The organism is Microcoleus sp. B9-D4 (assembly GCF_036705105.1).
Classification (GTDB): domain Bacteria; phylum Cyanobacteriota; class Cyanobacteriia; order Cyanobacteriales; family Microcoleaceae; genus Microcoleus.
Window position 1 is genome coordinate 61115 of the sequence record NZ_JAUBTS010000022.1, and the last position, 23987, is coordinate 85101.

General features: G+C 45.1%; 29 protein-coding genes and 1 pseudogene. 7 read left to right on the plus strand and 23 right to left on the minus strand.

Annotation, left to right across the window (positions count from 1 at the left end; all coding sequences use genetic code 11):
• Positions 1-98: 98 nt before the first annotated feature.
• The 3 genes from QUB24_RS15575 to QUB24_RS15585 all read right to left on the minus strand — a co-directional run bounded on the left by QUB24_RS15575 (position 99) and on the right by QUB24_RS15585 (position 2143).
• Entirely contained in the window at positions 99-596 is a 498-nt protein-coding gene (locus QUB24_RS15575) for a DUF29 domain-containing protein (RefSeq protein WP_333154043.1), read from the minus strand.
• Positions 597-767: 171 nt separating this feature from the next.
• Positions 768-1307 carry a Uma2 family endonuclease gene (locus QUB24_RS15580; RefSeq protein ID WP_333154044.1) on the minus strand — a complete coding sequence of 180 codons (540 nt, stop codon included), beginning with the start codon at positions 1305-1307 and terminating at the stop codon, positions 768-770.
• A 194-nt stretch (positions 1308-1501) separates the two neighbouring features.
• On the minus strand, positions 1502-2143 hold the full coding sequence (locus tag QUB24_RS15585) for a PD-(D/E)XK nuclease family protein (protein ID WP_333154045.1): 642 nt from the start codon (positions 2141-2143) through the stop codon (positions 1502-1504).
• Positions 2144-2378: 235 nt separating this feature from the next.
• Between QUB24_RS15585 and QUB24_RS15590 the strand changes: the two genes are divergently transcribed.
• Both QUB24_RS15590 and QUB24_RS15595 read left to right on the plus strand, forming a co-directional pair.
• On the plus strand, positions 2379-3326 hold the full coding sequence (locus tag QUB24_RS15590; RefSeq protein ID WP_333154046.1) for a hypothetical protein: 948 nt from the start codon (positions 2379-2381) through the stop codon (positions 3324-3326).
• A gap of 50 nt (positions 3327-3376) precedes the next feature.
• Positions 3377-6484 carry a CHAT domain-containing tetratricopeptide repeat protein gene (locus QUB24_RS15595; protein ID WP_333154047.1) on the plus strand — a complete coding sequence of 1036 codons (3108 nt, stop codon included), beginning with the start codon at positions 3377-3379 and terminating at the stop codon, positions 6482-6484.
• Positions 6485-6617: 133 nt separating this feature from the next.
• Here QUB24_RS15595 and QUB24_RS15600 read toward each other — a convergent pair whose 3' ends face one another.
• Complete coding sequence (locus QUB24_RS15600; protein ID WP_333154048.1) at positions 6618-7061, minus strand: hypothetical protein; 444 nt, start codon at positions 7059-7061, stop codon at positions 6618-6620.
• A 198-nt stretch (positions 7062-7259) separates the two neighbouring features.
• Between QUB24_RS15600 and QUB24_RS15605 the strand changes: the two genes are divergently transcribed.
• The 3 genes and pseudogenes from QUB24_RS15605 to QUB24_RS15615 all read left to right on the plus strand — a co-directional run bounded on the left by QUB24_RS15605 (position 7260) and on the right by QUB24_RS15615 (position 8096).
• Positions 7260-7472, plus strand: a complete 213-nt coding sequence (locus QUB24_RS15605) for a helix-turn-helix transcriptional regulator (RefSeq protein ID WP_333154049.1) — start codon at positions 7260-7262, stop codon at positions 7470-7472.
• A 52-nt stretch (positions 7473-7524) separates the two neighbouring features.
• A pseudogene (locus tag QUB24_RS15610) lies at positions 7525-7737 on the plus strand (helix-turn-helix domain-containing protein).
• Between the two features lie 146 nt (positions 7738-7883).
• On the plus strand, positions 7884-8096 hold the full coding sequence (locus QUB24_RS15615) for a helix-turn-helix domain-containing protein (RefSeq protein ID WP_106149042.1): 213 nt from the start codon (positions 7884-7886) through the stop codon (positions 8094-8096).
• Positions 8097-8125: 29 nt separating this feature from the next.
• Here QUB24_RS15615 and QUB24_RS15620 read toward each other — a convergent pair whose 3' ends face one another.
• From QUB24_RS15620 to QUB24_RS15680, 13 genes are all read right to left on the minus strand, one after another.
• Positions 8126-8500 carry a hypothetical protein gene (locus QUB24_RS15620; RefSeq protein ID WP_333154050.1) on the minus strand — a complete coding sequence of 125 codons (375 nt, stop codon included), beginning with the start codon at positions 8498-8500 and terminating at the stop codon, positions 8126-8128.
• Between the two features lie 16 nt (positions 8501-8516).
• Positions 8517-8720, minus strand: coding sequence for a hypothetical protein (locus QUB24_RS15625; protein ID WP_190657376.1), 204 nt, complete (start codon positions 8718-8720; stop codon positions 8517-8519).
• Between the two features lie 74 nt (positions 8721-8794).
• Positions 8795-8980, minus strand: coding sequence for a hypothetical protein (locus QUB24_RS15630; RefSeq protein ID WP_333048362.1), 186 nt, complete (start codon positions 8978-8980; stop codon positions 8795-8797).
• A 334-nt stretch (positions 8981-9314) separates the two neighbouring features.
• Positions 9315-10268: a F0F1 ATP synthase subunit gamma gene (locus tag QUB24_RS15635; protein WP_333102797.1), complete on the minus strand. Its 954-nt coding sequence runs from the start codon at positions 10266-10268 to the stop codon at positions 9315-9317.
• Positions 10269-10650: 382 nt separating this feature from the next.
• Positions 10651-12168, minus strand: a complete 1518-nt coding sequence (gene atpA / locus QUB24_RS15640; protein WP_333037344.1) for a F0F1 ATP synthase subunit alpha — start codon at positions 12166-12168, stop codon at positions 10651-10653.
• 111 nt (positions 12169-12279) lie between these two features.
• Positions 12280-12825, minus strand: coding sequence for an ATP synthase F1 subunit delta (gene atpH, locus QUB24_RS15645; protein ID WP_333037345.1), 546 nt, complete (start codon positions 12823-12825; stop codon positions 12280-12282).
• A gap of 3 nt (positions 12826-12828) precedes the next feature.
• A complete protein-coding gene (locus QUB24_RS15650; RefSeq protein WP_333154051.1) occupies positions 12829-13356 on the minus strand; it encodes a F0F1 ATP synthase subunit B in 528 nt (175 codons plus the stop codon).
• A gap of 87 nt (positions 13357-13443) precedes the next feature.
• Entirely contained in the window at positions 13444-13929 is a 486-nt protein-coding gene (locus QUB24_RS15655; protein ID WP_333154052.1) for a F0F1 ATP synthase subunit B', read from the minus strand.
• Between the two features lie 97 nt (positions 13930-14026).
• The gene (gene atpE / locus QUB24_RS15660; RefSeq protein ID WP_006631105.1) at positions 14027-14272 is read right to left on the minus strand and encodes an ATP synthase F0 subunit C; all 246 of its coding nucleotides are present in this window, start codon (positions 14270-14272) and stop codon (positions 14027-14029) included.
• A gap of 128 nt (positions 14273-14400) precedes the next feature.
• Positions 14401-15159 (minus strand): F0F1 ATP synthase subunit A, encoded by a 759-nt coding sequence (gene atpB, locus QUB24_RS15665; protein ID WP_006631104.1) that lies wholly within the window; start codon positions 15157-15159, stop codon positions 14401-14403.
• A gap of 55 nt (positions 15160-15214) precedes the next feature.
• Positions 15215-15676 (minus strand): ATP synthase subunit I, encoded by a 462-nt coding sequence (locus tag QUB24_RS15670; protein WP_333054529.1) that lies wholly within the window; start codon positions 15674-15676, stop codon positions 15215-15217.
• A gap of 497 nt (positions 15677-16173) precedes the next feature.
• On the minus strand, positions 16174-17463 hold the full coding sequence (locus QUB24_RS15675) for a hypothetical protein (protein ID WP_333154053.1): 1290 nt from the start codon (positions 17461-17463) through the stop codon (positions 16174-16176).
• Between the two features lie 135 nt (positions 17464-17598).
• The gene (locus tag QUB24_RS15680) at positions 17599-18048 is read right to left on the minus strand and encodes a nitrate reductase associated protein (protein ID WP_333154054.1); all 450 of its coding nucleotides are present in this window, start codon (positions 18046-18048) and stop codon (positions 17599-17601) included.
• Between the two features lie 186 nt (positions 18049-18234).
• On the opposite strand from QUB24_RS15680, the gene moaA reads away from it, so the two are divergent.
• Both moaA and QUB24_RS15690 read left to right on the plus strand, forming a co-directional pair.
• A complete protein-coding gene (gene moaA, locus QUB24_RS15685; RefSeq protein ID WP_333154055.1) occupies positions 18235-19224 on the plus strand; it encodes a GTP 3',8-cyclase MoaA in 990 nt (329 codons plus the stop codon).
• A gap of 94 nt (positions 19225-19318) precedes the next feature.
• Positions 19319-19801, plus strand: a complete 483-nt coding sequence (locus QUB24_RS15690) for a hypothetical protein (RefSeq protein WP_333154056.1) — start codon at positions 19319-19321, stop codon at positions 19799-19801.
• Here QUB24_RS15690 and QUB24_RS15695 read toward each other — a convergent pair.
• The 6 genes from QUB24_RS15695 to QUB24_RS15720 all read right to left on the minus strand — a co-directional run bounded on the left by QUB24_RS15695 (position 19783) and on the right by QUB24_RS15720 (position 23638).
• Positions 19783-19956, minus strand: a complete 174-nt coding sequence (locus QUB24_RS15695; protein WP_333154057.1) for a type II toxin-antitoxin system HicB family antitoxin — start codon at positions 19954-19956, stop codon at positions 19783-19785. The two genes, QUB24_RS15690 and QUB24_RS15695, sit on opposite strands and share 19 nt — an antisense overlap.
• A gap of 151 nt (positions 19957-20107) precedes the next feature.
• Positions 20108-20473, minus strand: a complete 366-nt coding sequence (locus QUB24_RS15700; RefSeq protein ID WP_333154059.1) for a DOPA 4,5-dioxygenase family protein — start codon at positions 20471-20473, stop codon at positions 20108-20110.
• A 123-nt stretch (positions 20474-20596) separates the two neighbouring features.
• A complete protein-coding gene (locus QUB24_RS15705; RefSeq protein ID WP_333154078.1) occupies positions 20597-20836 on the minus strand; it encodes a DUF5615 family PIN-like protein in 240 nt (79 codons plus the stop codon).
• Between the two features lie 6 nt (positions 20837-20842).
• Positions 20843-21313 (minus strand): thermonuclease family protein, encoded by a 471-nt coding sequence (locus QUB24_RS15710; RefSeq protein WP_333154060.1) that lies wholly within the window; start codon positions 21311-21313, stop codon positions 20843-20845.
• A gap of 386 nt (positions 21314-21699) precedes the next feature.
• On the minus strand, positions 21700-21945 hold the full coding sequence (locus tag QUB24_RS15715) for a hypothetical protein (RefSeq protein WP_333154062.1): 246 nt from the start codon (positions 21943-21945) through the stop codon (positions 21700-21702).
• A gap of 439 nt (positions 21946-22384) precedes the next feature.
• On the minus strand, positions 22385-23638 hold the full coding sequence (locus QUB24_RS15720) for a class I SAM-dependent methyltransferase (RefSeq protein WP_333154064.1): 1254 nt from the start codon (positions 23636-23638) through the stop codon (positions 22385-22387).
• Between the last annotated feature and the right edge of the window lie 349 nt (positions 23639-23987).

A 23987-nucleotide genomic window follows, 5' to 3' on the forward strand; every position in this document is an offset into this window, starting at 1 on the left:
GGCTCTATAAACCAAGTCCGAGCCGAGGGGGACAGGGGAGTATTAAATATATTGTAGCAATTTGATTTCAGAACCAGTGGAAAGGATATCTGATTCAATTATTCAATATTTTCAGGATTTTCAGGCTGCTCGCTGTCAGGCGGTAAAAAATCAGGATTAAGAACTTCTTCTTCAGTAAATGGAGACTCTGGGGGAAATATCTGAATAGATAAACCTGTTTCATCTGCGGCTAATTCCCTAGCATCTTGATAAGATTCATTAAAAATCTCTTCAAAAAAACGATATAAACTAGGACTTGTTTTGAAGGTATCTCGGATGCGTTGACGATGTTCACGAATGGTGTACACCCAACTATTTGTTCGTTTTTCTGGCTGATATTTATACTTAAGTAAGTGCATTAAAAGTACCCTCAAATTAGTTTTCAAAGCATTCTTATCGCTTCTCCCCATACTTTCCAGTTCCTCTAGTAAGTTCTCTAAATCTATTTCAGAAAACTTTCCCTCTTTTAATAAGTTGATTGTTGTCTGTAACCACAGATAAAAATCCTGTTCATAAAGAGATGTTATTGCAGTTGTTATTGATTGGATAGTTGTCATTTTGTTTGACTCCCTTTCTTGGTCATAAATAGTAGTTGCGTAGCCCTTCGACTCCGCTCAGGAACCGCGACAGCGAACCCTCCGCTAAATGCTCCGCCCAACAAATCCCAGAAATTGTTGGGTTTCGTAAACTCAACCCAACCTACTGAGTTTCGGATTTCATAATTTAGTTTAACCTAGCAATCCATCGACATCAATGCTAAAACCGATCAGGATTTGTTGGGTGCTGGCGGTATCGCCGGATCGAAATGTCAATATTTGATTTTGAGTCATGACAAATATTAAATGACTTTCGGGAAAAACTAGCCAAACTTCCTGACAGCTAGATTCTAAATATTCCTGTGCTTTGAGAAAGACATCTTCAGCGATGTCGGTGGGTGAAACTATTTCGGCAACTAAAGGGAAACTTTGGGGTAAAGTGGCAAGATTGCCAAATTGTGCAACTAATTCGGGTGTGAGATAAGCGACATCGGGGCGGCGAATTTGTCGGTTAGTGCGGCAAGGAACTTCGACATAAGCTTCTCCCCCTTGTCCGCTAGAATCTTTGTAATTTTTCCAAGCTTCCCCCAGGCTTAACTGAATTTTACCCGTCTTTAGTGTCATGCCATTTTTCTCCACAAGTTGGCCGTCTACCAATTCCATGTTATCGGGCGGAGCGACCGTGAACTCTTCTAGAGCTAAATTGTCTGATATTATGGTGGCAGTGACCATAGTTATTTCCTCGTTTTTACAAAATTCACTTGTTACTATTATGGCTGATCTGCAAGGGCGATCGCACTTTGACCGACACAGCAGAAATTATACTGTAACGCCGTCAGGCTGAGCAACGTAGGCTGACTTGCTTCTAATAGCGGCAGCTTTTAACCTGTCGGTTGTCGGCATTACGGGTATTTCCGGCGATCGACTTATGCAAATAAATCAGTTCCTCGGCTCATTTTTACAGAACAGCACGCAGAGGGAACTTTACAATAGCGACATTCCCAATCGCTAGGTTTTGGGTTGGGAGGTTGAGAATTACAAAGCATGGCGATTAACTGCTGCAAACGCTGTCTAAATTGCTCATTAACATACCACTTGGGAATATCTAAAATGCCATCTCCATAAACTAAGCGACCGTGCGGAATGTGACCTTTAAACAGATTTTTAGTTTCCGGCGCAAAGGGCAACATTGACATATAGAGAAGCACTTGCATTTTATGTGAATCTTTGCGCTTGCCCGTTTTGATATCTTCGACAACAGCCCAATCATCTTTGATAGCAATAATGTCTGGTCTGCCGGCAACGCAGATATCAAAGGTTTGACCTTTATATTTGAAGGAATTTTGATTTTCCACATAGACGGTGAAGCCTTCTTTTTGCAGTTGTACTGCTCGTTGAATCAGCTTTTCTTCATGTTCTGAGGGGTCATAGGTACTCGGTTGTTTTTCAAATTGATAGTGAGTTCGTTGCCATAATGCGTGTAGGCAATCTTTTTCGGTTGCTAAAACTTCGGCAATCCCAGTTACAGTGGCGTAGGGATTGAATCTTTTTTGCGCTTGTGTTGGCATCTTTTTCATAGGTATGTTTGGGATGTCTTTACCATGACACCCACTCCCAAATGATGTCTAGTTAATTTCAGATAATTGTTGGTGATAATAAATGAGGATTTTAAGTGATTAAATAATTTCAAATAATGTCAAATTATGGCAAATTATTTTAAATAATGACTTGCGCTAAGGAGTTGCTAGCTAGAGACAAGGTTGCTAAGATAAGCTGATAAGGCTGAGTTATGGCAGTGGATGTATGAATCTTAAGCAAAATTTTCAAAACCAAATCGCTGAATGGCTATTTCCTGGAAACCTGAGTGAGGAGAAGGCTTGTTTTCTTCGGCGATTCGCCCCGGACAATCACCCGGATAACAGAGTAAGCACTAATAAAGAAATTGCTAAACTAATGGGCGATGATTTACCAGTTTATTGCAAAGAGAAAATAAATCAAACCATTCGGAAGGTGATTGAGGTAATCGCTCAAAAATATGGAGAGGAGATGAAAGCGGATGGCGTGAATATTGAGGCGTTGTTAAATCTTAAAGCCGGGGGGACACTTAAAGGAAAAGAAGAGCAAGAGAGTCACATAAAATTTAGTCCTTGGAAAGAGGCTTATAAGTGGCTGTGGAATCATAAATACCTGCGGTGGCTTGATATTAATGGTTGGGAGATTTTAAAGAAACAAGCTAAAACGGCTCCCGATTGGATACAGTTTTTAACTGAGCAGGAAATGGCATCAGTGGGAGTTGGTACTAGAGCACTTAAGCCGCTATCGCCTCGGTCTTCTGCACGAAAAATTGACCCCACAATTCCAATTAATCAGCCGTTGTCGATGAGGGTTGATTTGGCATATCCTAACTATCAAATGCTTTTGTTGTATCGCAGTGCTGAGATGAAATATATACTCTGTCCATCTTTGGGATATGCACCTAATGGTGTGAATCAACCACCGATGACGCTGCCTCAAGAGGGTTCTGTGGCAGATGATAATAAAGAAATGTTTACTTTTGAAGAACTAGGGAAGGAAGAATTTTTAGCAATTGCAGTCGAGAGTCCTTTAAATTTAGATTGGTTGGCTCCCTGTAAAGATGAAGATATACCTGTGTGGAATGCTGAACGTCTTAAGGAGTTATTTGAACAGTTGGAAAAACAAGAGAGTTGGAAAGTTTTTTATCAAAGTTTTGAGGTGGTGGAAACGGCCTAATTGGAGTTGGGAACCCTAAAAAAAATTACAGATAAGAGAGGAAAACAACCATGTACGAAAATCGCAGTGCCGCCTATTGGCAACTCATCCAAAAACTGCTCAAATCTTCTAAAGGGGAAGAATCGCAAATCTTAAACGCACACTCCGACTTACTCGATCCCGGACTTTTGGCAACGATAATCGCAGTTGCCAAACAATTTGATGATGGCAACCAAAATGAGGCTAATTTTTTAACTAACATTGCCTTAGAATTGGGTAAGTTTCTCGGTAACGATCATCAGCCAACGGCAATCAGAAAACAGACAGGCGATATTTTATTAAATTGGGGCACCGAGCAATATTACATTAGCCACATTTTCGCCGCTTTTCAATGTTGGCAACAATCCCTTATCATTTATCAAGCTATTCACGATCGTCAAGGGGAAGCGAGTTCTTTCGGAAATTTAGGCATTACTTACTGTTCTCTGGGAGAATACGAACAAGCGATCGCTGTCTACGAAAAGTCTTTAGTCATTAGTCGGGAAATTAAATACGGCGAAGGGGAAGCAAGTTCTCTAGGAGGTTTAGGCATTGCTTACTACTATCTAGGAGAATATGAACGAGCGATCAGTTTCCACGAACAGCATTTAGCTATTAGTCGGGAAATCAAAAACCGCTTTGGGGAAGCAAGTTCTCTGGGAGGTTTAGGCACTGCTTACGACTCTCTGGGAGAATATGAACGAGCGATTGCTTTCCACGAAAAGTCTTTAGCCATCTTTCAGGAGATCAAAAACCGTCAAGGGGAAGCAAGTTCTCTGGGAAGTTTAGGCAATTCTTACCGCTCTCTGGGACAAAATGAACGAGGTATCGCTTTCTACGAAAAGTCTTTAGCCATTTTTCAGGAGATCGAAAACCGTCAAGGGGCAGCAAGTTCTCTGGGAGGTTTAGGCACTGCTTACGACTCTCTGGGAGAATATGAACGAGCGATTGATTATCACGAACAATCTTTAGCAATTTTTCAGGATATCAACAACCGTCAAGGGGAAGCAAGTTCTATAGCAGCTTTAGGTAATGCTTACTATTCTTTAGGACAAATTGAACGAGCGATCGCTTTCTACGAACAGTCTTTAGCCATTTTTCAGGAGATCAAAAACCGTCAAGGGGAAGCAAGTTCTCTCGCAGGTTTAGGCATTGCTTACCATTCTCTGGGAGAATATGAACGAGCGATTGATTATCACGAACAGTCTTTAGCTATTGAACGGGAAATCAAAAACCGTCAAGGGGAAGCGAATTCTCTTAACAACATCGGCATCGTTTACCGCCGATTGCAGGAAACAGAGAAAGCTATTAAGAACTATCGAGACTCCCTCAAAATTGCAACTCCCAAAACCATGCCAGCCGAATGCTTAAAAGCAGGTCGGAACCTTGGCAACATCGGCTTTACCCAAGGCGACTGGCATCTCGCATTAGAAGGATACGAACCCGCCATAAAAGCAGTCGAACAACTCCGCAAAGGCTCAACCACCGACAAACGCCGCCAAGAAATTATTAAAGAAGCCATCTCCGTTTACGCCAACGCCGTCCAATGCTACATCAACCTCAAACAATACGATCGAGCCGTCGAAACCGCCGATCGTTCCCGATCGCGCCACCTCGCCGACTTATTCGCCAGCAAAGACCTCTACCCCCAAGGCGAAATTCCCCCAGAAGTCGAAGAATACTATCGCCTGCAACAACAAAGCGATCGCTTGCGTATTTCAGAAAATGACGGTACAAAAGCGATCACCGCCACTCGCCAACCAATCCCCAACGGCGACGCTATCATCGAAAAAATTAAAGAATTAGAAGATGAAAAACAGAAAGCTTGGCTAAAAATTCGCAGCAAAGACCAAGTTTTGGCGGCTCAATTGCAACCAGCCCCCCTCAGTTTCGACCAGATGCAAGCCTTAATTCCCGATGCCGAAACCGCCATCCTCAATTTTTACACCACTGATGAGCATATCCACATTTTCATCTTGCGTCAAAATCAATCAACCCAACTCCACACCTGCGAAGGACAAGGATATGAAACTTTGCAGGGTTGGCTAATCGACAACTGGTTAAAGCCCTATAAAGAAAAGCCAATCGCATGGCAAAATCAAATGGGTGAATTTCTCCCAGAACTCGCTAACCGCCTGCAAATTAATCAACTAATTTCCCAACATCTCAACGGCATCAAAGAACTGATTATCATCCCTCACCTGTACCTGCATCAAATGCCCTTTGCTGCCTTACCTTTAAATAACAGTCCCATTCCCCACAGCAATACACCCTCCGACAGAACACGCGGCTTAAAACCTCTCAGCAAGCCCACCCTCACCCCTGCCAAAACCCCGCCCCAAAAACAACCCGAATACCTCAGCGATAAATTCCGCATCCGCATCGTTCCCAGTTGCCAAATACTCAACTTTTGCCACCAGCGAGGCAACCTCAAACCTGCGACAATGGGAATCGTCGAAAATGCCACAGGCGACCTCGTTTTCACTGGCTACGAGTGCGAAACCCTGGCAACCATGCACCAAATTGATAAAAATTCCCGCCTCCAATATCAGCAAGCGACGATCGGCAACTATCACAACTTACTCAACCAAGTGCAAGTCCTCCATTCCAGCCATCACGCCAGTGCCGATCTGAATAATTCCCTAGAATCAAAACTGCATTTATTTGATGGCGATATCAACCTCGGTCGTGTTTTTACTTGGAGATTTACCGACTTAGCTGAAGTGTTCCTATCCTGCTGCGAAACTAATTTAACTTTTACCCAAATTACCGACGATCCGCTCTCCATTGCTAGCGGTTTCCTCTGTGCGGGGGCGCGAAATGTGGTCAGTACCTTGTGGGCTGTGGATGATTTAGCAACCGCTTTATTTTGCATTTTATACTATCAGGAAAAGCAGCATAATAGCCGTTCGGAAGCGCTACGAAAAGCACAATTGAATCTCCGCAACTTGACAGGGGATGAGTTGTCTGCTAAATATAAACGGCACTTAGAGGATTATTTTGAGCAGCAACAAAAAGGAGAACAGCAAGCAGAAATTGTCAAAAATGTGCGATTGCGATTAGATTGGCTTGGTCGGCAAGAATTGCCGTTTGTCAGTCCCTATAATTGGGCGGGGTTTGTATCGCAGGGTTTGGCGTAGGAGAAACAACAGCATTTACATTCCTGGACAGATCAAAACCACAGAAACCGGGTTTTTTACCGTATCTGCAGGCTGCATGGCATCTTCTGGGCAAAAAACCCGGTTTCTAACCACCCCTGCGTCTAGGACTAATTTAGAAATGTTCCAGCAGAGATTTTTCTTGGGCGTAAACCTTTCGCAGCGACTCCAGCCCGATCGCCCCCAACATCAATTTAATCACCCCCACCATTTCCCCCCACTCAAACAATTCAACAACAGAAACCGCTTGATGAAATCTATCCGCATAAAAATCCACCCAAAAATCCGGCGCGTGTCTCTCTTTCTGACTCGCTATCCGGCGCTTCCAATAACCAAAATCTAAACCAGAGGGCGATTCCACTCCCAAAACAGGCGGAAAGTCGGCATAACTGACAAACCGACTCATGCCTTTGGCGTGCACGTACAGGATATGCGCCCAGCACTCGAAGCGATATATTTGTTCTACCTTGATTTTCAGCAGCCGCGCGATCGCCTCTTTTGTCACAAACCGGCTCAATCTGTGTCTGGGGGTTGATTTTGGTCGAAAGCTTGCTAACATGGTTGATACATCCCACTTGATGGGAATTTTAAATGGTTGATACATCCCACTTGAGGGGAATTTCAGATGGTTAATAAATCCCAGTTGATGGGATTTGAACTTTGATAGGCGATCGTCTTAAGTTTTCCAGACGTTGGGGCGATCGCTTTTTACGATAAAATTATTATCTGACCTATATAGATCATCTGTCAAGAGCTTATGGGCTTAATTAAATTGCGGATTCGAGAATTTGCGGACGAGAAGGGTTGGACGCTCAAAGAAGTGTCAGATCGCTCTGGAGTGGTGTACAGTTCCCTGAGAACCTATGCCCGATCGCCCGGATTAGCAACAGTTGACGTGACAGCCTTGCACAAGTTGGCGAGGACTTTTGATGTGTTGATCGAAGATTTGTATGAGATTGTGCAGGAGTGAGCGATCGCTTTTTACGATAAAATTCTCCTAAACTAAATCTAGTTTTCTGTCAATGGGTTTAATTAGATTGCGGGTTAAAGAATTTGCTGCTGAGAAAGGCTGGACGATCAAAGAGGTTTCTGACTGATCGGGAGTCATTTACAGCACACTCACCACCTATTCACGTTCTCCGGGAATGGCAATGGTTGATTTTACTTGTCTGCTGAAGTTGGCACGTACTTTTGACGTGATGGTGGAAGATTTGGTTGAGGTCGTCAAAGAGTAGCTTTTGGCTGAAACCAGGCTAATATCATAGATAAATCCTTTTTCAAGGGATTTGAATCGGCGATCGACCGTCAGTTGTGCAGACCTTGGGGCGATCGCTTTTTGGGATAAAACTATCCTATGATGGTACACCATCATTTGTCAAGTATGGGTTTAGTCAGGCTAAAAGTCAGAGAATTCGCTGCTGAGAAAGGTTGGACGCTGAAAGAGGTTTCAGAGCGATCGGGAGTAATTTACAGCACCGTCAGACACTACGCCCGCTGTCCGGGAGTGTCCACCATTGACTTCATTTCCATACACAAATTGGCCCGAACCTTTGATGTGATGATTGAAGACTTGGTGGAAATTGTGCAGGAATAGTCGATCGCTTTTAAGAACTAATTATCCACTCAATATTGCTCGACAGTTGCTAGCATCTGATTGACAGACTCGCTTTGTTGTAGCGCTTCCCAATCAGATGTAACAGGTTGGTAAGAACAGTAACACACCACAATTCGCTCCTCAGTATCGGAAGCAAAAAACTGCTGAACGCGAGTAACTACCCAATCTCCATCTTTCCCGTGGGTGACTCCATTACCGGGGTCAGATAGATTTTCATAATCGCGGGTTTTGTCCCCTACTTGAGGAATTTCTGGGTTTTCTTCCCAAGTCCAATTTTCCCAAAGTATATTAGTTAGACCGCCCCTCGGCATAAGCTGACGTTCTTCCCAGCCCGGAGCACTCATGCTTTCGGTTTTGTAGACAATCCAGATTTTTTTTGCCATTTTTCCTCCCTTTCCTTTAATCTTGGTAATCTTGCCACATATCCTGAAACGAGGTTTGTTCCCCGTCAAACACGCAAGCCACATCAGGGGGGGTGTTACGAGTTACTCGGATTTCTTTTAACCGCCAGTGGTATTTTTCGCCCATCTTTTCGCAGAGTTCGGGATCTGTAACATGATGTACGTTTTCTGGCTTTGGATTCGGTACGCGATCGCTCCTCACTTCAGACTTCCCTTACAGTTTAAAAACTAAATGTCATGCCCTGTATGCGATCGCTCCACCACTGCACACAGCAGCTATGTGTTGTTTTGGTTTTGACTTGCTTCTATTTTTGGTTGCTCAGCCTTCATGACATATTGCTCCATAAATTCCAGCAAAACATCCCTCATATTTTTACCGTCCCTAGCAACAGCCGACTTAAATCGGTTCCGCAGATCCGGCGGCATTTCTACTCTAATAGCCACAGTCTTGTTTTCATCCATACAGGCTCAAGGCTTTACAACATATACATTTTGACATTTTTATGTAGTTTGCCTAAAAACCAGCTTTTTGCATACAGGTGCATTAGTTTAACTATATGCCTTAGTGCATACTAATGCAAGAGTGCAAAAAATGCCGTTTTCCGCGAAAAACGCTACAGAGCGTTAATTTAAGTCATTTAGCTATGATTTACGCTCATAAACCCGGTTTCTGCAAAAAATCTTGAGTTTGGCTTTGTTAGTACATTGTGGTCAATTGTAACAACTTTATAAATAAAAAAAGCGCCTGAGTTCCCCCAGACGCATACCATAAAATCAACAAATTGTCAACCCTAACCTAACCGTTCAAAGCCTCAGCACCGCCGCAAACTTCCAGGATTTCCTGAGTAATTGCCGCTTGCCGCGCCTTGTTATAAGTTAGCGTCAAACTACCGATCAAATCGCTAGCATTCTCACTAGCATTGTTCATCGCCGTCATCCGCGCAGCCAACTCGCTAGCAGCAGACTCTTGCAAAGCCCGCAGCAATTGGTTGTTCAAATACAATGGCAAAAGAGCATCCAGAATTTGCGCCGGATCTTGCTCGAAAATCATGTCGCGGGGCAAACTCTTCTTAGTAGGTGCAGCAACCTTTTCGCGCGATACTTGAAACTCTCCGCCTTTCGTCGTCAAGCGGAAGATTTCATCGTCTTGCACTTCAAAACCTTGGGGGTCGAGGGGCAGCAAAGTTTGAATTACCGGACGCGAACTAATTAGCGATACAAACTTGGTGTAAATTAGCTCAACTCTGTCCACAGTTCCCGACAGGAACAAAGAAAGCAATTCGTCAGCAATTTGTGCCGCTTCCGGTGCTGTGGGAATTTGTTCTAAGTTAGCGTAAGTAGCATCGATCGGCTGTTCGCGGCGCTGGAAATACTGAGTAGCTTTACGTCCTACCAACACGTATTTGTAGTCTAAGCCTTCAGCTTTGATTTCCTTAGCGCGATTTTCGGCGTATCTGATGATGTTGCTGTTGTAGCCGCCGCACAAACCCCGATCGCCCGAAACTACCAACAGTCCCACCGATCGCACTTCGCGTTTTTTCAGCAGCGGCAAATCCAGGTTTTCAAACTGCAAGCGTTCCGCCAAACCGTACAATACCTCTGCCAGTCGATCGGCAAAAGGCCGAGTAGCAGTCACCTGTTCTTGAGCGCGGCGCACCTTTGCAGCGGCCACCAAGCGCATTGCTTCTGTAATCTTTTTAGTGTTCTTGACCGACTTAATGCGATCGCGAATAGTTTTCAGATTTGCCATAACTTTCTCCTTTTTTCTTAGCTTTTATTCTGAGTTCTTAGTTCCCAGCCATCAATTTTTAAGCTTGTGCGCGATCGAGAAACGGCATTTTTTAACCCACCGTAGGGACACGGCACTGCCCATTCGTGTCAACTTAAGCCGAAAGCCCGCCAGGGACTGAAGTCCCTGTCTAATAGCGAAAGTCCTCTGAAGAGGACTAATAAATTCTTCAGTCCTCTTCAGAGGACTTTTGCTTTGAGACAGGGGTTTTAACCCCTGTCGGACTGCGGGTTTAACGTGTTTGTTGACACCAATGGGCAATGCCGTGTCCTTAATCTAGGGACACTCCAAGAGCCGTGTCCCTAACAATTTCACCCGCTAATCACTGATGACTAATGACTAATTACGCAGAAACTAAGAAACTTTGCTTGTATTCAGTGATACCTTCTTTCAGCAGCTTCTCAGCTTCATCAGTCAAGGCTTTTCCGCCTTGAACAATTTCGCCGTACTTCGGCTTGCTAGTCCGCAAATAGTCGCGCAAACCAACAGTAAACTTGCTGACTTTTTCCACTGGGATGTCATCCATATAGCCGTTAATACCGGCATAGATTACAGCCACTTGTTCGTTCATCGGCAGAGGCGAACTTTGGGGCTGTTTCAACAGTTCCCGCAAGCGCTGACCGCGCGACAATTGATTCTGAGTAGCTTTATCCAAGTCAGAAGCAAACTGAGAAAATGCTGCCAGTTCTTCAAACTGCGCCAATTCCAGTTTCACCTTACCGGCTACTTTTTTCATCGCCTTAGTTTGAGCCGCTGAACCTACCCGCGATACCGAAATACCGGGGTTTACTGCCGGACGCAAACCAGCGTTAAACAAGTCCGAAGAAAGGAAGATTTGACCGTCGGTAATCGAAATTACGTTCGTCGGAATGTAAGCCGAAACGTCACCAGCTTGGGTTTCGATAATTGGCAAAGCAGTCATGCTGCCTTCGCCCAAATCGTCGCTCAATTTAGCAGCGCGTTCTAGCAAGCGAGAGTGCAGGTAAAACACGTCTCCGGGATAAGCTTCGCGACCGGGAGGACGGCGCAGCAACAGAGACATTTGGCGGTAAGCTTGTGCTTGTTTGGAAAGGTCATCGTAAATGACCAAAGTGTGCTTGCCTTTGTACATGAAATACTCGGCTAAGCTAGCACCTGTGTAGGGAGCCAGGTATTGCAGGGTTGCGGGGTCGCTAGCGTTGGCTGCTACTACGATCGTGTAGTCCATCGCGCCCTTTTCTTGCAGGACGTTGACGATGTTAGCTACTGTAGAAGCTTTTTGACCGATCGCCACGTAAACGCAGATCACGTTTTCCGATTTTTGGTTGATGATTGTGTCGATCGCGATCGCAGTTTTACCGGTTTGTCTGTCACCGATAATCAGTTCCCGCTGTCCTCTTCCCACCGGAATCATCGCATCAATAGCGGTAATTCCTGTTTGCATCGGTTCGTAAACAGAACGGCGAGAAACAATCCCCGGCGCCGGAGATTCAATCAAGCGAGATTCAGTAGTTTTAATTTCTCCTTTGCCGTCAATCGGACGGGCCAAAGCATCAACTACCCGTCCCAACATTGCTTCACCCACGGGGACTTCAGCAATTCTGCCAGTAGCAGTAACTGCCGAACCTTCTTGAATGCCGAGGCCTTGGCCCATCAACACGGCACCCACGTTATCTTGTTCGAGGTTCAGTGCAATGCCCACGGTGCCGTCGGCAAATTCTAGCAATTCCCCAGACATAGCTTTATCCAAGCCATAAATCCGGGCAATGCCGTCGCCTACTTGCAGAACAGTACCGACGTTAGAGACTTTTACATCTTGGTCGTACTGTTCAATTTGCTGGCGAATAATGCTGCTAATTTCGTCAGGTCTGATTGCTGCCATGTCAGTTGTTTTTTGTCAGTTGTTTGTTGTCAGTTGTCAGTTATCAGTTGTTCAAAACTACCAACCGTTAACTGCTAATTAAATTAGCTAATAGTCATCAGCTATTAACTCTCAGGAATTCAAGCGAATTCCCAGACGGCGCAATTGTCCCCGCAGGCTGGCATCAATTACTTGAGAGCCTACTTTGATTACCACACCGCCGATTAAATCTGCGTCTATTTTGGTTTCAATTTCTACTTGACTAGCGCTGGTCATCGCCTGCACTTTCTCGCGAACAGTCTGCTGTTGAGCGTCTGAAAGCGGGACTGCCGATGTAACTTCAGCCAATACTGTTTGGTTGAGTTCTCGGAGCCTTGCCAAGTATTGTTTGCCAATTCCTTCTAAAAAAAGAATTCTTCCTTTGTCTACTAATAGCTTCAGAAAGCTGTGCATCAAGGGGCTCATTTCTTCACCCGCTATTTGCTGAATCACGGCTTTTTTAGCATCCGGTTTTACCAGCGGATTGGCTAAAAATTGACGCAAGTCTTCTGAACCTTCTAGCAGGCTCAGCAAAGAACGAATGTCTTCGCCGAACTTCTCTGAGAGATTGTTGGACTGAGCCAGTGACATCAAGGCAGATGCGTAAGGCTGTAAGACTTCTGTGCTGACTGTACTCACGTTTTAGCCTCCCAGTAACGCAATGCTGCGATCGATTAATTGGTGTTGAGCGCTGTCGTCCAAGCTAGTTTTTAGCTGGCTTTCCACCTTTGCTAATGCCAGAGATACAACCGCCGATCGCAGTTGGGCGATCGCTCTTTCCCGCTCCGCTTCCAACTCTTGACCTGCTGTTGCTCTCATGCGTTCTACGTCTTGCGCTGCCTGAGCTAGAATTGCTTCTTTTGCTTTCTGGGCAGTTTCTTCAGCAGCGGCACGAATTCGTTCCGCTTCTGCTTGCGCTTGAGTCAATTTTTGCTGTTGCTCTGCTAGAGCTGCTGCTGCATCTTTTTGGCGTTTTTCTGCTTCTTGAATCGCCTCTTGGATGGCCGAACGCCTCTCTGTCAGGATTTTACCTACAAATCCGCGCCCGAAATAAAACAGCACTGCAATAATAATGACCAGGTTAATCAGGTTGGTTTCTAAAATATCGAAATTTAAACCGAAACCACCTTCGCCGCTAGCTTCTGTGGCTAGCAATAAAACAGTCCCCATGATACTCTTCCATAATTGCGCGTGCAGATTGGGTGAAGCGATTTTAGATTTGAGATTTCATCAAAAATCTAAAACTCTTCTGTCTCGCTATTTGGCCAGCGACTGCCCTAATAGCTTTTCAATAATTTGGCCGCTGAGCGCGTCTACTTGTTGTTCTAGTGAGCGCATTGCTTCTTGCTTTTGCTGCTCTATTTCTTGCCCAGCCTTTTCCCGCGCGACTTGAGCTTCTTGTTGAGCCTCAGCTACTTTTGCTGCCCCAATTTTTTGGGCATCAGCTTGAGCAGCAGCAATTACTGATTGAGACTGTTTGCGACTTTCTCCCAGTTTTTGCTCGTACTGCTGCGCTAGTTGCTGAGCTTTTGCCAAGCGTTCTTGGGCGGAGACTTGAGTGTTGCGAATGTAATCGGCGCGATCGTCAATTGACTTGCTGAGCGGCTTGTAAAAAATTACATTCAAGACTGCGACTAGAATTAAAAACTGCACCGCCATCAGAGGCAGCGTAGCATCTATATCAAACAGTCCCCCTTCCTTAGCCGCTTCTTCAACTGCTAGTAATACTGTCCAGTGCATCATGATTTTTTGACGGCTTCCATCTAATTCGCTTAATCGATTTTAGATTTGAGATTTTGGATTAGAATCGCCAAAACCTCAAATCTAAAATTTCCAATTATTATGCGAAGGGGTTGGCAAACAGCAGCACTAGGGCTACGACCAAACCGTAAATTGTGAGCGCTTCCATGAACGCCAAACTCAACAGCAAGGTGCCGCGAATTTTACCTTCTGCTTCCGGCTGACGGGCAATACCTTCTACAGCCTGACCTGCTGCATTACCTTGACCGATGCCAGGGCCGATTGCAGCTAAACCTACTGCCAAAGCGGCGGCAATTACGGAAGCGGCAGCAACTGTTGGGTTCATGATGATTTTCCTTATCTAAAGTACAAAATTGAGAACAGAAAGTCTACAGAATTGTCCGATTTAACGGGAGAAAGTTTGAGTTCAGAATTTTTATTTTTCCTCCTTCATTCTTAGCCGTTTATCGTTAGTTAATCGTGGTGTTCTTCGCCGTGACCGCCTTCTAGAGCTTCACCAATGTAGGCGGCGGCTAAGGTTGCAAAAATCAAAGCTTGAATTGCACTCGTAAATAGTCCCAGAACCATCACTGGCAGAGGAACAAATAAAGGCACTAGCAAGACTAGCACTCCGACCACCAATTCGTCCGCAAGAATGTTGCCAAACAAACGGAAACTCAGGGACAGAGGCTTAGTGAAATCTTCTATGATTTTGAACGGCAACATGAAAGGCACCGGTTCAACATAGTGGGCGAAATACCCCAAGCCGCTTTTGCTGAGACCTGCATAGAAATATGCTAGAGAAGTCAGCAGTGCAAATGCTACCGTGGTGTTGATGTCAGCGGTAGGAGCTCCCAATTCGCCTGATGGCAGCTTAATCAGCTTCCAAGGAATTAGAGCGCCAGACCAGTTTGACACAAAGATGAACAGAAATAATGTACCAATAAACGGTACCCAAGGGCGATATTCTTTTTCCCCAATTTGGTTTTTAGCCAAATCCCGAATAAATTCCAGCGCATACTCCATAAAATTTTGCATTCCGCTGGGAATACGCTGGATTTTGCTGGTTCCTAAAATCGAAACTACGACTAAAACAGCAATTACAAACCACGAGGTTAGAAAAACCTGTCCATGCACTTTCAGATTGCCGAGTTGCCAGTACAACTGCTGGCCAACTTCCAATTCGGCGAGGGGGAAACGATTAAAGGTGTTTAGAACGTCAAGCATTGCCATTCAACGGGCTTCCCCATACAAATCGATGAGTTGAGTTTTGCTCTTCTTGCCTGACCTACCTGTAGTCTAGTGCTAATGCACTTCGGATCACGTAAACCATCAGCGCAGCTTTGTAAGTCAGAAATCCCAAAAATATCGGTAAAATCTGTAGCTGATTCCACTGTGTTCCTACTATCATCACCGCTAAAAACACACCGAGCCTTGTCTTGCTGATGCGTTGATTTTGGCTGCCGATTCGTTCAACGTCTCTAGCCAACATCTTTAAGTAAACCACACCTGTGCTCGCCCCAAGCAAATAATTCAGGGCAATGTTGAGGGAGTAAAAAATCCAAACGGAGATAAAAATAATCGCCGTAAAAGCAAGGGTGTACGCCAACAACTCTTGTTGGAGGCGATAAAAGTCTTGCATGGGATTGGTTGTCTCGGACGAGACTGTCGAGACTGTCGAGACTGTGCCAGCTTGAGGAATATCCTCGGTTGCTGGTGTGGGTTCGGTGGGTGTGTTTTGCGTGTTCACGAAGCTCAGAAACTAAGGCAGGTAGCAGGCGAGTGCTTTGCAAACTCAGAAAAATAATACCACGCGGCGGTAACAATACTTAAAATAAAATTAATCATATTTTTTACTTTACTGGTTTCTAGGAAGAGCCTGGGAACCGATGTCACTCTTGCTCTGCCTCGCGTGGCGAAGGGTAAATTGGAGGCTCTTCTCGCCTATCTGCGTTACCAGGCAGAACCGACTGAACGCATCATCATTTTTAGTCGGCGACCGACGACTTTCACTATGAGACAGGGGTTTGCAACCCCCTGTCGGACTGTCGGACTGTCGGACTGTCGGGCTGTCGGATTGTCGGGCTGTCGGATTGTCCAGAAGACCGACAGGGAATTAATTCCCTGTCTCATAGCACAAGTCGGTTAAAAACCGACTGAAATCCTATAAATTTTAGTCTTCTTGCAGTCGTCTTCAGAAAACTACTTCGCCGCATTCAGCTTGAGGATTGCTATAACTGATAACAGTTAAAAGTCCCCATTCAACGTGGTAAAATTGGCTGCGCTTAGAGCAGCAGCTTGGACTCCGGTAACAACCCCTAAAATTTGTCCGGTAGCAACAATCCGAATCGCTGTATTGCTACCCGAAGCCTCTAAGGCAATTCCTGCAAATGCAAGTCCGTTGGTGAGGGCGATCGCATCTTGACCCGCCGTAAAATCCGCAATAACATCGGCTTCAGATACATTGGAGGCGGCTGCATTCACCCGCAGTACAAACAGATCGTTTCCAGCTTCACCTGTCAGAATATCTCTACCTAAGTCACCTACCAATTGGTCGTTACCTTCTCCTCCATTGAGCACATCGTTGTTTTGTCCGCCACGTATGAGGTCGTCACCAGAACCGCCAGAGAGCGTATCATTTCCGAGGTTTCCAGCGATAATGTCATTGCCGGCGTTGCCATCGATGCGATCGTTATCGCGACCGCCCCAGAGCGTATCGTTGCCGTCGCCTCCTAGTATAGTATCGTTGCCGGCATTGCCATTTACCCGATCGGCCGATGGCGACCCTTGGATCAAGTCGTTACCATCTAAACCTTGAACCAGTAGATTGCCGACTAGAGCTGGATCGATGGTAAAGTTATCGGCATTGGTGGAGAGGTTGAAGAAGAGGCCATTGGGGCCCAAGGGGGAAGGAGAAATGGTTCCAGGTGTGAAACCATATTGAAGATGATCGACTTCCCAGTTATTTTTACCGGGCATCGACAATCGAATTGATGAGATCCCGTTTTGATTGACCACTCCAAAGAATCTATCTTCTGAGGTTGTACGCGAAATACTCTCATCACCCAGCGAAAAGGGACCGATAACCCCCAGAGATTCTCCCGATGGCCCAAACGCCTCAAATAACGTGTTATTTAGCAAGTCGCCAGACCGGGGTGTGCCGCCACCATTCCTGCCAATATCCGTCCAGACAATTCCAGCATGGGTTGGTAATTGACCCCCAAGTGCATTAGCGGAAAAGTTGAAGGTAAAGCTGCTAGTCCTCAAATTCGAGAATAAGCTGCTGCTGTTTACCCTGGCCTGACCATCAATAACTCCGTCATCGCCGTCCACCGAGTCGCTGAAGGTTGTTGCAATATTTGTTGTGGCAAACTCAGAAACAGTAACACCCGGTGTATTTAAAGCGCCGTCTTCAAAGTCTTCCAAATAAAAGTAAGTGAACCTAACTGGGCTAAATGGGCTGATGGCACTTCCTGCTGATGGATTGTTGAAAGCTGAGTAGGGCAGTGGATCAAAAAACTGAGGATTGTTAGACATGGTGTCTTGAAAGTAAATGGTAATTAGGAGTTCTATTGCCGCAGAAAATGACGGAATATGGTAAATAAATCGTTCCCAACCAACAACCTATATTGAGCGATTGCTCGCCCTGGCTACAAACTTTTTACCATATACTTATTCAATAAGTTGAAACTCTTGAAGCGCCGGGAGAAAGTTTTTATTCTCGTGGCTCGATCGACTAAGCTTAATCAAAGCAAATCGCTGTAGAGGCTGCAAACTCGCCCACTGTGCCAAAGAAATTGTCACGCCGAGCTCTTGCGCTTTTGCAGAAACTGACTCCGGTACAGTTGCAGCATCCATCCACGGGGGATTTTCATCAACCGCCAAATCAGTTCCCGGTTTGCCTGTGTGTTGAATTAATATTTTATTTAGCTGTTCTCGGTAATCAATAATTTCTGCTGGTGTCAAGCAAGGTTTCTCTACAAGGATTTCACGTTCTGCTTGGTTAAAATGATTCCAATCCTGCAACTTTAATTTAATACCGCAAGTATCTAACTTGAGACGTACCTGCATCGGGATGCAGCGCAGGGCTTCCACAAAATCAGCTTCAAATTCAAAAAACATATATTTAGCAAGTTTATTTGAGTTGTGAATGATATTTTTTTTATTAACCGCAGAGGGCGCAGAGGGCGCAGAGTAAGAGAGGAGGGGGAAGGTGAAAAGAAATTGATGCAGGTTTATTGCTCTCTATCAATAATTGCAGAAAATCGAGTCAGCATTTATAATTAAATAATATTACAAACTATTGACATGGATACCGTAGACTACCTTCGGATTAGCTTGATTGACCGCTGCAACTTCCGCTGTCTCTACTGTATGCCGGAAGGTAGCGAGTTGGACTATGTATTGCAGCAGCAGTTGTTAACTCACTCGGAATTGCTAACTCTGCTGCGGGAAGTTTTTATACCCGTGGGATTTACCAAGTTTCGCTTGACGGGTGGAGAACCGCTGCTGCGCCCTGGGGTGGTGGAATTGGTGAGGTCGATCGCCTCAATGCCCGAAACACGAGATTTATCGATGACAACTAACGGATTTTTGCTCGCCGGAATGGCCGAAAATCTCTACAATGCTGGTTTGCGGCGGATTAATATTAGTTTGGATTCGCTGGAACCGGAGACTTTCGATAAGATAATTGGCAGTCGGGGACGATCGCGATGGACGCAGGTTTGGGAGGGAATTCAAGCGGCTTATCAAGCAGGATTCGACCCGCTGAAACTGAATGTTGTGGTAATTCCCGGTGTCAATGACGGCGAAATATTGGATTTAGCGGCGTTAACAATTAACCGGAATTGGCACGTTCGTTTTATTGAGTTTATGCCGATCGGGAATGGGGATTTATTTGGCGATAAAGGTTGGGTAGCATCAGCCGAATTGCGACAACGAATTAGCGACAAATACGGGTTAGCAGACTCGGGAGTGCGCGGTAACGGGCCGGCGGATGTGTTTCAAATTCCGGGGGCGAAGGGCACTTTAGGATTTATCAGCCAAATGTCCGAGTGTTTTTGCGATCGGTGCAACCGGATGCGTTTGTCTGCTGACGGGTGGCTGCGGCCTTGTCTGCTGAACGAAACTGGTCAAATTGACTTAAAAACTGCTTTACGGAATGGGGTGTCTACAGGCGAATTGCGCGATCAAGTGCGGCACATATTAGAGATTAAACCGGAGATTAATTTCAAGCAGCGAGATTCGGGAACTACTCAAGGAAGTTATAGCCGCACTATGTCCCAAATCGGCGGGTGATATCAATTCCGATTTTAGTATTCCCTCGATATACTCTCCCCCTCTCTGTAATCTCTGCGTTCTCTGTGGTTAATTATAAATCAGGTATTTAACGATGAACACCACCTCGATCGCCATTTCAGACCGGCTGATGCTGAAGCTACAAAAAGTTGCTGCCCAGATGAATGTATCCATCGAAGAATTAATCTTGATGAACATTGAAAGCTCGATCGCGCAACGAGAAAATCCCCCAGCAAATACCGATCGAGATATTTGCAGTCAAAATGCTGAAATTGCGATCGAGGTAATTGACAAATTTTATACTCTTGCTACGGAATGGCAGAGTGAAGTTGCGGGAATGTCTTCGACAGCTCAAATGTCTCAGCATCCTGCATATCAGGAAATTATTAATATGGGTTCTCAAGTCGTACCGCTGTTGCTATCGGAACTCAAAAAAAATCCCCTTTACTGGTTAGCTGCATTGAATGAAATTACGGGTGAAAATCCCATTAAACCGGAACAAAGGGGTAGGGTAAAACAGATGGCATCAGCTTGGATAGAGTGGGGTAAAGATCGAGGCTACGCGATTGCTTCATGACTATTAGCAACATCGAGCCAACCGACCATCGCATCTTTTAAATTAGCTATCACTTCTTCCATAGTATCTCCTTCGGTAATGCACCCAGGAAGTGCGGGAACTTCAGCCCAATAGCCACCTTCTTCTGCGGGATGGATGATTGCTCTAATTTTCATACATTTATTCAGTCATGTGTTAAGGATATTATAACTATTATTAGTAAATACAGGAAATTACAGCCGCACCATGTCTCAAATCGGCGGCTAATTATCTATTATCAGCGATAAGTCAGTCTGAAGTAACGCCCTCGCCTTGGGCGCGGATAGATCATAAGCTGGCGTTGCCTGTCCTAGGTCGCAGGAATTCGACATTCAACTCTAGTTTCTCTCCTAGCCACAAAGAATGTTTCGTGTGGTCTGCCACATCGTCGCCTGTTTCAGGGTGAATGAGAATATTGAGCCCTTCACGATTCAGCATTAACCAGGGAACCACTTTGCCAAACTCGTCTGGTAAAAATGCAACTTGATACATTGCTTGGGGGTGGGGGCCAATGGGTTTGTCATGCCAACGCCCAAGCTGCACCTCAAACTGAGTCAATCCTTCTCGTACACGCGCTGCGGCATCGCGATTATCAGCGTCGAAGTAAATATGTCCATGAAAACCAACGATGTTAATGGTGTCTTCTTTCATCATTTTCAGTGGATTATTGAGCAGAGATCAACAACTTTATATTAGCTTAAGTTGCTGGAGATTTTCTTCACTCCTTTAAACTTTTTAAGTTAATAGCTCCTCAGTCTTTGCTTTTTGGGTTTCATACTACGACAATACCAGTATACTCTCTGCTTCTCTATCTCCAAACTGACTAATGATGTCGATTTCATCTCGCAGAATTTGAACAATTTTAGATGTTGAGCAATTGCCAACACGGAGATAAATAAATTTGGGAGGATGACCGTAAAGTAAACTCCTTTGATGAAAGTCAGAATCTTTGGAAACAATCACAAAATCATTTGTCTTTTCATATTCCCAAATTGGTGCAGGTTTTTGTGGGGTAATGGGATTCTATTTACACTGATTTTTTCTATAGTCCCAAGGTGGACAAGGATTATTTTTACTCCATAGTCCAATTCGCTGATGTTGAGCGGTAGTCTGACCTTGACGCAATTCTTTAACAATAGTGTTACATCTACCAACACCAATATAATGTTCATAGACCCATGCTTGCCCTTCTTGCACCATTTGTAAATTAATATTTTTATTGTCGAAAACCACCAAAACTACCAGTAATTGGTGTTCATATAGGCCTTTATATGCAGGGTAAAGTTTGATTGATGTACCTTTTGGAAGTAGTGTGTTAAGGCGATTATATGCCTCTTTTCCTCCTTCTTGATTTTTTTCAGGTGCGTCAATGCAAGATAACCTTACTGTTATATTTTGTCCTTTATTACTGCGAACAGTGAGTGTATCGCCGTCTTCAATATTGACTATTTGGGCGTTAATAACTTGTGCTGGAACAGCTTGAGCAAAGATCATTATTTTCTTCTTTTATTTGTTAGGTTTTTAGATGGTAGTTAATCTAACTATACCTGTTTTTGAGTTTATACTCTGGATATTTTTGAATTTGATAATGTTTTATGTCAAAATATGTGTTTTCTCGATGTAGCTGCAAAAGTTACAGGGCTTAGGCGGCAAAGTGTAGTTTCCCCGCCTAGCTGGATTTATAGATGTTTCAGCCTCTAAATCAGGATATGCTCTTATCCTGATTTAGTGAGATTTGTTGGTCTTCTTAACTGGTTCTCAGGCTAAGGCCTGGGAACCGAGATCCAGAGGCTCTGCCTCGCTAACGGATAAAAACAAAAACAGGAGGCAGATGCTCATGGAATGTGTTCCCAGGCTCTAGCCTGGGAACGAGCAAACACCTACGCTTTGCGCTTCCGACGGCGAATCAGCACACTCATCACTTGGTTCGGATTAGCTGCACGTTGTAGGGGACTCCAATCGCCAACTTGGGCAAATCCCAGGCGGTACAAAGTGAGTATGGTTTCCCTGACACCCTGGGACGAACCTGTCACCGTTACACACACCACATCCTGTCCAGATTCTGCTGCTGAGTCGTCATTCGGTCGAGCAAATTTGTTGTCGTCAGGCAAGAAGTCCTGTGACATAATATGTTCTCCTGGTTTTGGGTTTTCTAGAAAAACCCAAAAACCCAGCCGCCCCGCATTTCAACACATAGCAGGGCGGCTACAGAGGATGTTAAGATACTCCGTTAGCCTCCAGACTGCTGTGATCAGTTTGGCGGTTAGCTGTCCATTGCTGCTACCAACAGCTTTGGGCAGTGCAACTAGATTTTTGGGCGACGCGGGCTACTTCCTCTACAAGCAAAGCAACCTCTAACTTCAAAGCGTAGCCGCAGAGGGGGGCTTGTGTCAATCCATTTGGGATTTGGGATTTTACGGGAAGTTACCCACAATCAGGACACGGCAGTGCCGTTTCCCTACAGTTAATCTGGCGATGGTTACATCTGTTGCGAGGGGGATTGATCGATTATTTTGGGGTAGGGAAACGGCATTGCCGTGTCCTCAATTCCCCTGTTATCGATTTTTATATCCGATCGCACGGTGTTAGCAAAATTAGCTGTTTTGATAAGATCGATCGCACTTCATCCAATCCCATCTCCACATCCGCCAAAATCTCCCCAACACTCTTCCCACCTTTACCCTGCCCAGACGGCCTTCCCTCTTTCTCCCCCCCTTGATAAGGGGGGGCTGGGGGGGGTGCACAACCTTGCAAAAACTCAAATTCAGCACTTGACAAATTGACCAATTGGTAATTGCAATCAAACACTTGTTGACTAGGCCAACCGTGCATACAACCACTCAACTCTGGAATTGCCGCCAAAAGTACCTCATCATCCGACCAATCAATTTTATTAACAGGCTTTTTGCCCAAGAAAAACTCGTAATGAGTGATTTCCGTATCCAACAATTCAATTAATCGATAAAGCTCTCTTTCCGTCAAACCCTGAGCTCTTTCTATCAATTCCGGCGCTTTCCCCAAAAGTCTTTCTAACTGCCAATATCCCGGATTTGAGAAACCGATAAATTCCAATCCCGAAGCGTCAATTAACTCGAACAAAGTCTCGATATTGTAGTCAATTTCCTGCGGGTGAACGTACATATCAGCAAAACATTCGTCTCGCTGATTTTCTCCTGCCCAACGCTGTTTTTCGTACTTGACAAGACGGTTGTTTTCTGGTAAAGAAGCAAAGATTTGACGACCGACTTTCACACCATCGGGATAGTCACCTTTTTGCGGGCCTTGGAGAAGTGCGATCGCCCTTTGCATCAGTTGAATTTCCCAGCGTCCGAGCTCAGCATACACAAAAATGTGCATCAAACCGCCCTCCGCCAACTTCGCCGCCAGCGCTTGAATGCCCCGGATCGGATCGGGTAAGTGGTGCAGTACGCCCACGCAGTTGATCAAATCAAACTCGCCCTCTAACTCGGCGGCATCGTACAAGCTGAGGTGGCGAAAATCAGCTTCGCGCGCTCCCGATCGCCGACAGCGTTCTTGTGCTACCTTCAAAGCACCCGCACTCAGGTCGATCGCCGTCACCGAAGCTTCAGGATTGAGGTGAATCAGATAATCGGTGCTCGAACCAGTGCCGCAGCCAGCATCTAAAATCCGAACATCTAGTTTTGGTGGCTTTTGGCCGGTGCAAAAATTGTAAGCATCAGGCCAACTCCAGCGCCAGTTGTATCCTGGGGGCGGTTCATCTGACAAAGGATCGGGCGGGAAAGGGAAGGTATCGTAAAGCCGCCGCACGGCAGCACTGATATCAGGCGTAGTATCCATAGGTGACATTTGTTGGGCTTGGGGATTCGGGATTTGACTGACAACTGACCGCTGACCACTGACCCACAGCAATTTGCTCCGGGCCCCCGGATTTATCGGTGGGGTCGATTCTTCAATCTAAAATCTAAAATCTAAAATCTAAAATCGGTTGACAGCTTCTGCGTAATAAAACTTATCATTTTTTCTCATATAAGCTCTCTTAAATCTATACAATAAATCTCGACAGGCTTTTTAACAAACAAGGACTGTCAATAGCCCACCGCTGAACTGTCGGGTAAAGCGGAGGCGTCTTTCCGCAGAAAGTCAACAGCCCCGAAACAGGCAGAAGAAAATTTTTGATTTTCTTTTC

What these genes read in the sequence shown, in the direction of transcription:
- QUB24_RS15680 (WP_333154054.1), bottom strand. Translation starts at nt 18,048, where the DNA reads ATGTTTTTTGAATTTGAAGCTGATTTTGTGGAAGCCCTGCGCTGCATC.
- QUB24_RS15605 (WP_333154049.1), top strand. Translation starts at nt 7,260, where the DNA reads ATGGGCTTAATTAAATTGCGGATTCGAGAATTTGCGGACGAGAAGGGT.
- QUB24_RS15715 (WP_333154062.1), bottom strand. Translation starts at nt 21,945, where the DNA reads ATGTCACAGGACTTCTTGCCTGACGACAACAAATTTGCTCGACCGAAT.
- QUB24_RS15575 (WP_333154043.1), bottom strand. Translation starts at nt 596, where the DNA reads ATGACAACTATCCAATCAATAACAACTGCAATAACATCTCTTTATGAA.
- QUB24_RS15675 (WP_333154053.1), bottom strand. Translation starts at nt 17,463, where the DNA reads ATGTCTAACAATCCTCAGTTTTTTGATCCACTGCCCTACTCAGCTTTC.
- moaA (WP_333154055.1), top strand. Translation starts at nt 18,235, where the DNA reads ATGGATACCGTAGACTACCTTCGGATTAGCTTGATTGACCGCTGCAAC.
- QUB24_RS15620 (WP_333154050.1), bottom strand. Translation starts at nt 8,500, where the DNA reads ATGGCAAAAAAAATCTGGATTGTCTACAAAACCGAAAGCATGAGTGCT.
- atpB (WP_006631104.1), bottom strand. Translation starts at nt 15,159, where the DNA reads ATGGCAATGCTTGACGTTCTAAACACCTTTAATCGTTTCCCCCTCGCC.
- QUB24_RS15590 (WP_333154046.1), top strand. Translation starts at nt 2,379, where the DNA reads ATGAATCTTAAGCAAAATTTTCAAAACCAAATCGCTGAATGGCTATTT.
- QUB24_RS15635 (WP_333102797.1), bottom strand. Translation starts at nt 10,268, where the DNA reads ATGGCAAATCTGAAAACTATTCGCGATCGCATTAAGTCGGTCAAGAAC.
- QUB24_RS15580 (WP_333154044.1), bottom strand. Translation starts at nt 1,307, where the DNA reads ATGGTCACTGCCACCATAATATCAGACAATTTAGCTCTAGAAGAGTTC.
- QUB24_RS15595 (WP_333154047.1), top strand. Translation starts at nt 3,377, where the DNA reads ATGTACGAAAATCGCAGTGCCGCCTATTGGCAACTCATCCAAAAACTG.
- QUB24_RS15720 (WP_333154064.1), bottom strand. Translation starts at nt 23,638, where the DNA reads ATGGATACTACGCCTGATATCAGTGCTGCCGTGCGGCGGCTTTACGAT.
- QUB24_RS15700 (WP_333154059.1), bottom strand. Translation starts at nt 20,473, where the DNA reads ATGATGAAAGAAGACACCATTAACATCGTTGGTTTTCATGGACATATT.
- QUB24_RS15690 (WP_333154056.1), top strand. Translation starts at nt 19,319, where the DNA reads ATGAACACCACCTCGATCGCCATTTCAGACCGGCTGATGCTGAAGCTA.
- QUB24_RS15600 (WP_333154048.1), bottom strand. Translation starts at nt 7,061, where the DNA reads ATGTTAGCAAGCTTTCGACCAAAATCAACCCCCAGACACAGATTGAGC.
- QUB24_RS15650 (WP_333154051.1), bottom strand. Translation starts at nt 13,356, where the DNA reads ATGGGGACTGTTTTATTGCTAGCCACAGAAGCTAGCGGCGAAGGTGGT.
- QUB24_RS15655 (WP_333154052.1), bottom strand. Translation starts at nt 13,929, where the DNA reads ATGATGCACTGGACAGTATTACTAGCAGTTGAAGAAGCGGCTAAGGAA.
- QUB24_RS15710 (WP_333154060.1), bottom strand. Translation starts at nt 21,313, where the DNA reads ATGATCTTTGCTCAAGCTGTTCCAGCACAAGTTATTAACGCCCAAATA.
- atpA (WP_333037344.1), bottom strand. Translation starts at nt 12,168, where the DNA reads ATGGCAGCAATCAGACCTGACGAAATTAGCAGCATTATTCGCCAGCAA.
- QUB24_RS15695 (WP_333154057.1), bottom strand. Translation starts at nt 19,956, where the DNA reads ATGAAAATTAGAGCAATCATCCATCCCGCAGAAGAAGGTGGCTATTGG.
- QUB24_RS15630 (WP_333048362.1), bottom strand. Translation starts at nt 8,980, where the DNA reads ATGGATGAAAACAAGACTGTGGCTATTAGAGTAGAAATGCCGCCGGAT.
- atpE (WP_006631105.1), bottom strand. Translation starts at nt 14,272, where the DNA reads ATGAACCCAACAGTTGCTGCCGCTTCCGTAATTGCCGCCGCTTTGGCA.
- QUB24_RS15615 (WP_106149042.1), top strand. Translation starts at nt 7,884, where the DNA reads ATGGGTTTAGTCAGGCTAAAAGTCAGAGAATTCGCTGCTGAGAAAGGT.
- QUB24_RS15585 (WP_333154045.1), bottom strand. Translation starts at nt 2,143, where the DNA reads ATGCCAACACAAGCGCAAAAAAGATTCAATCCCTACGCCACTGTAACT.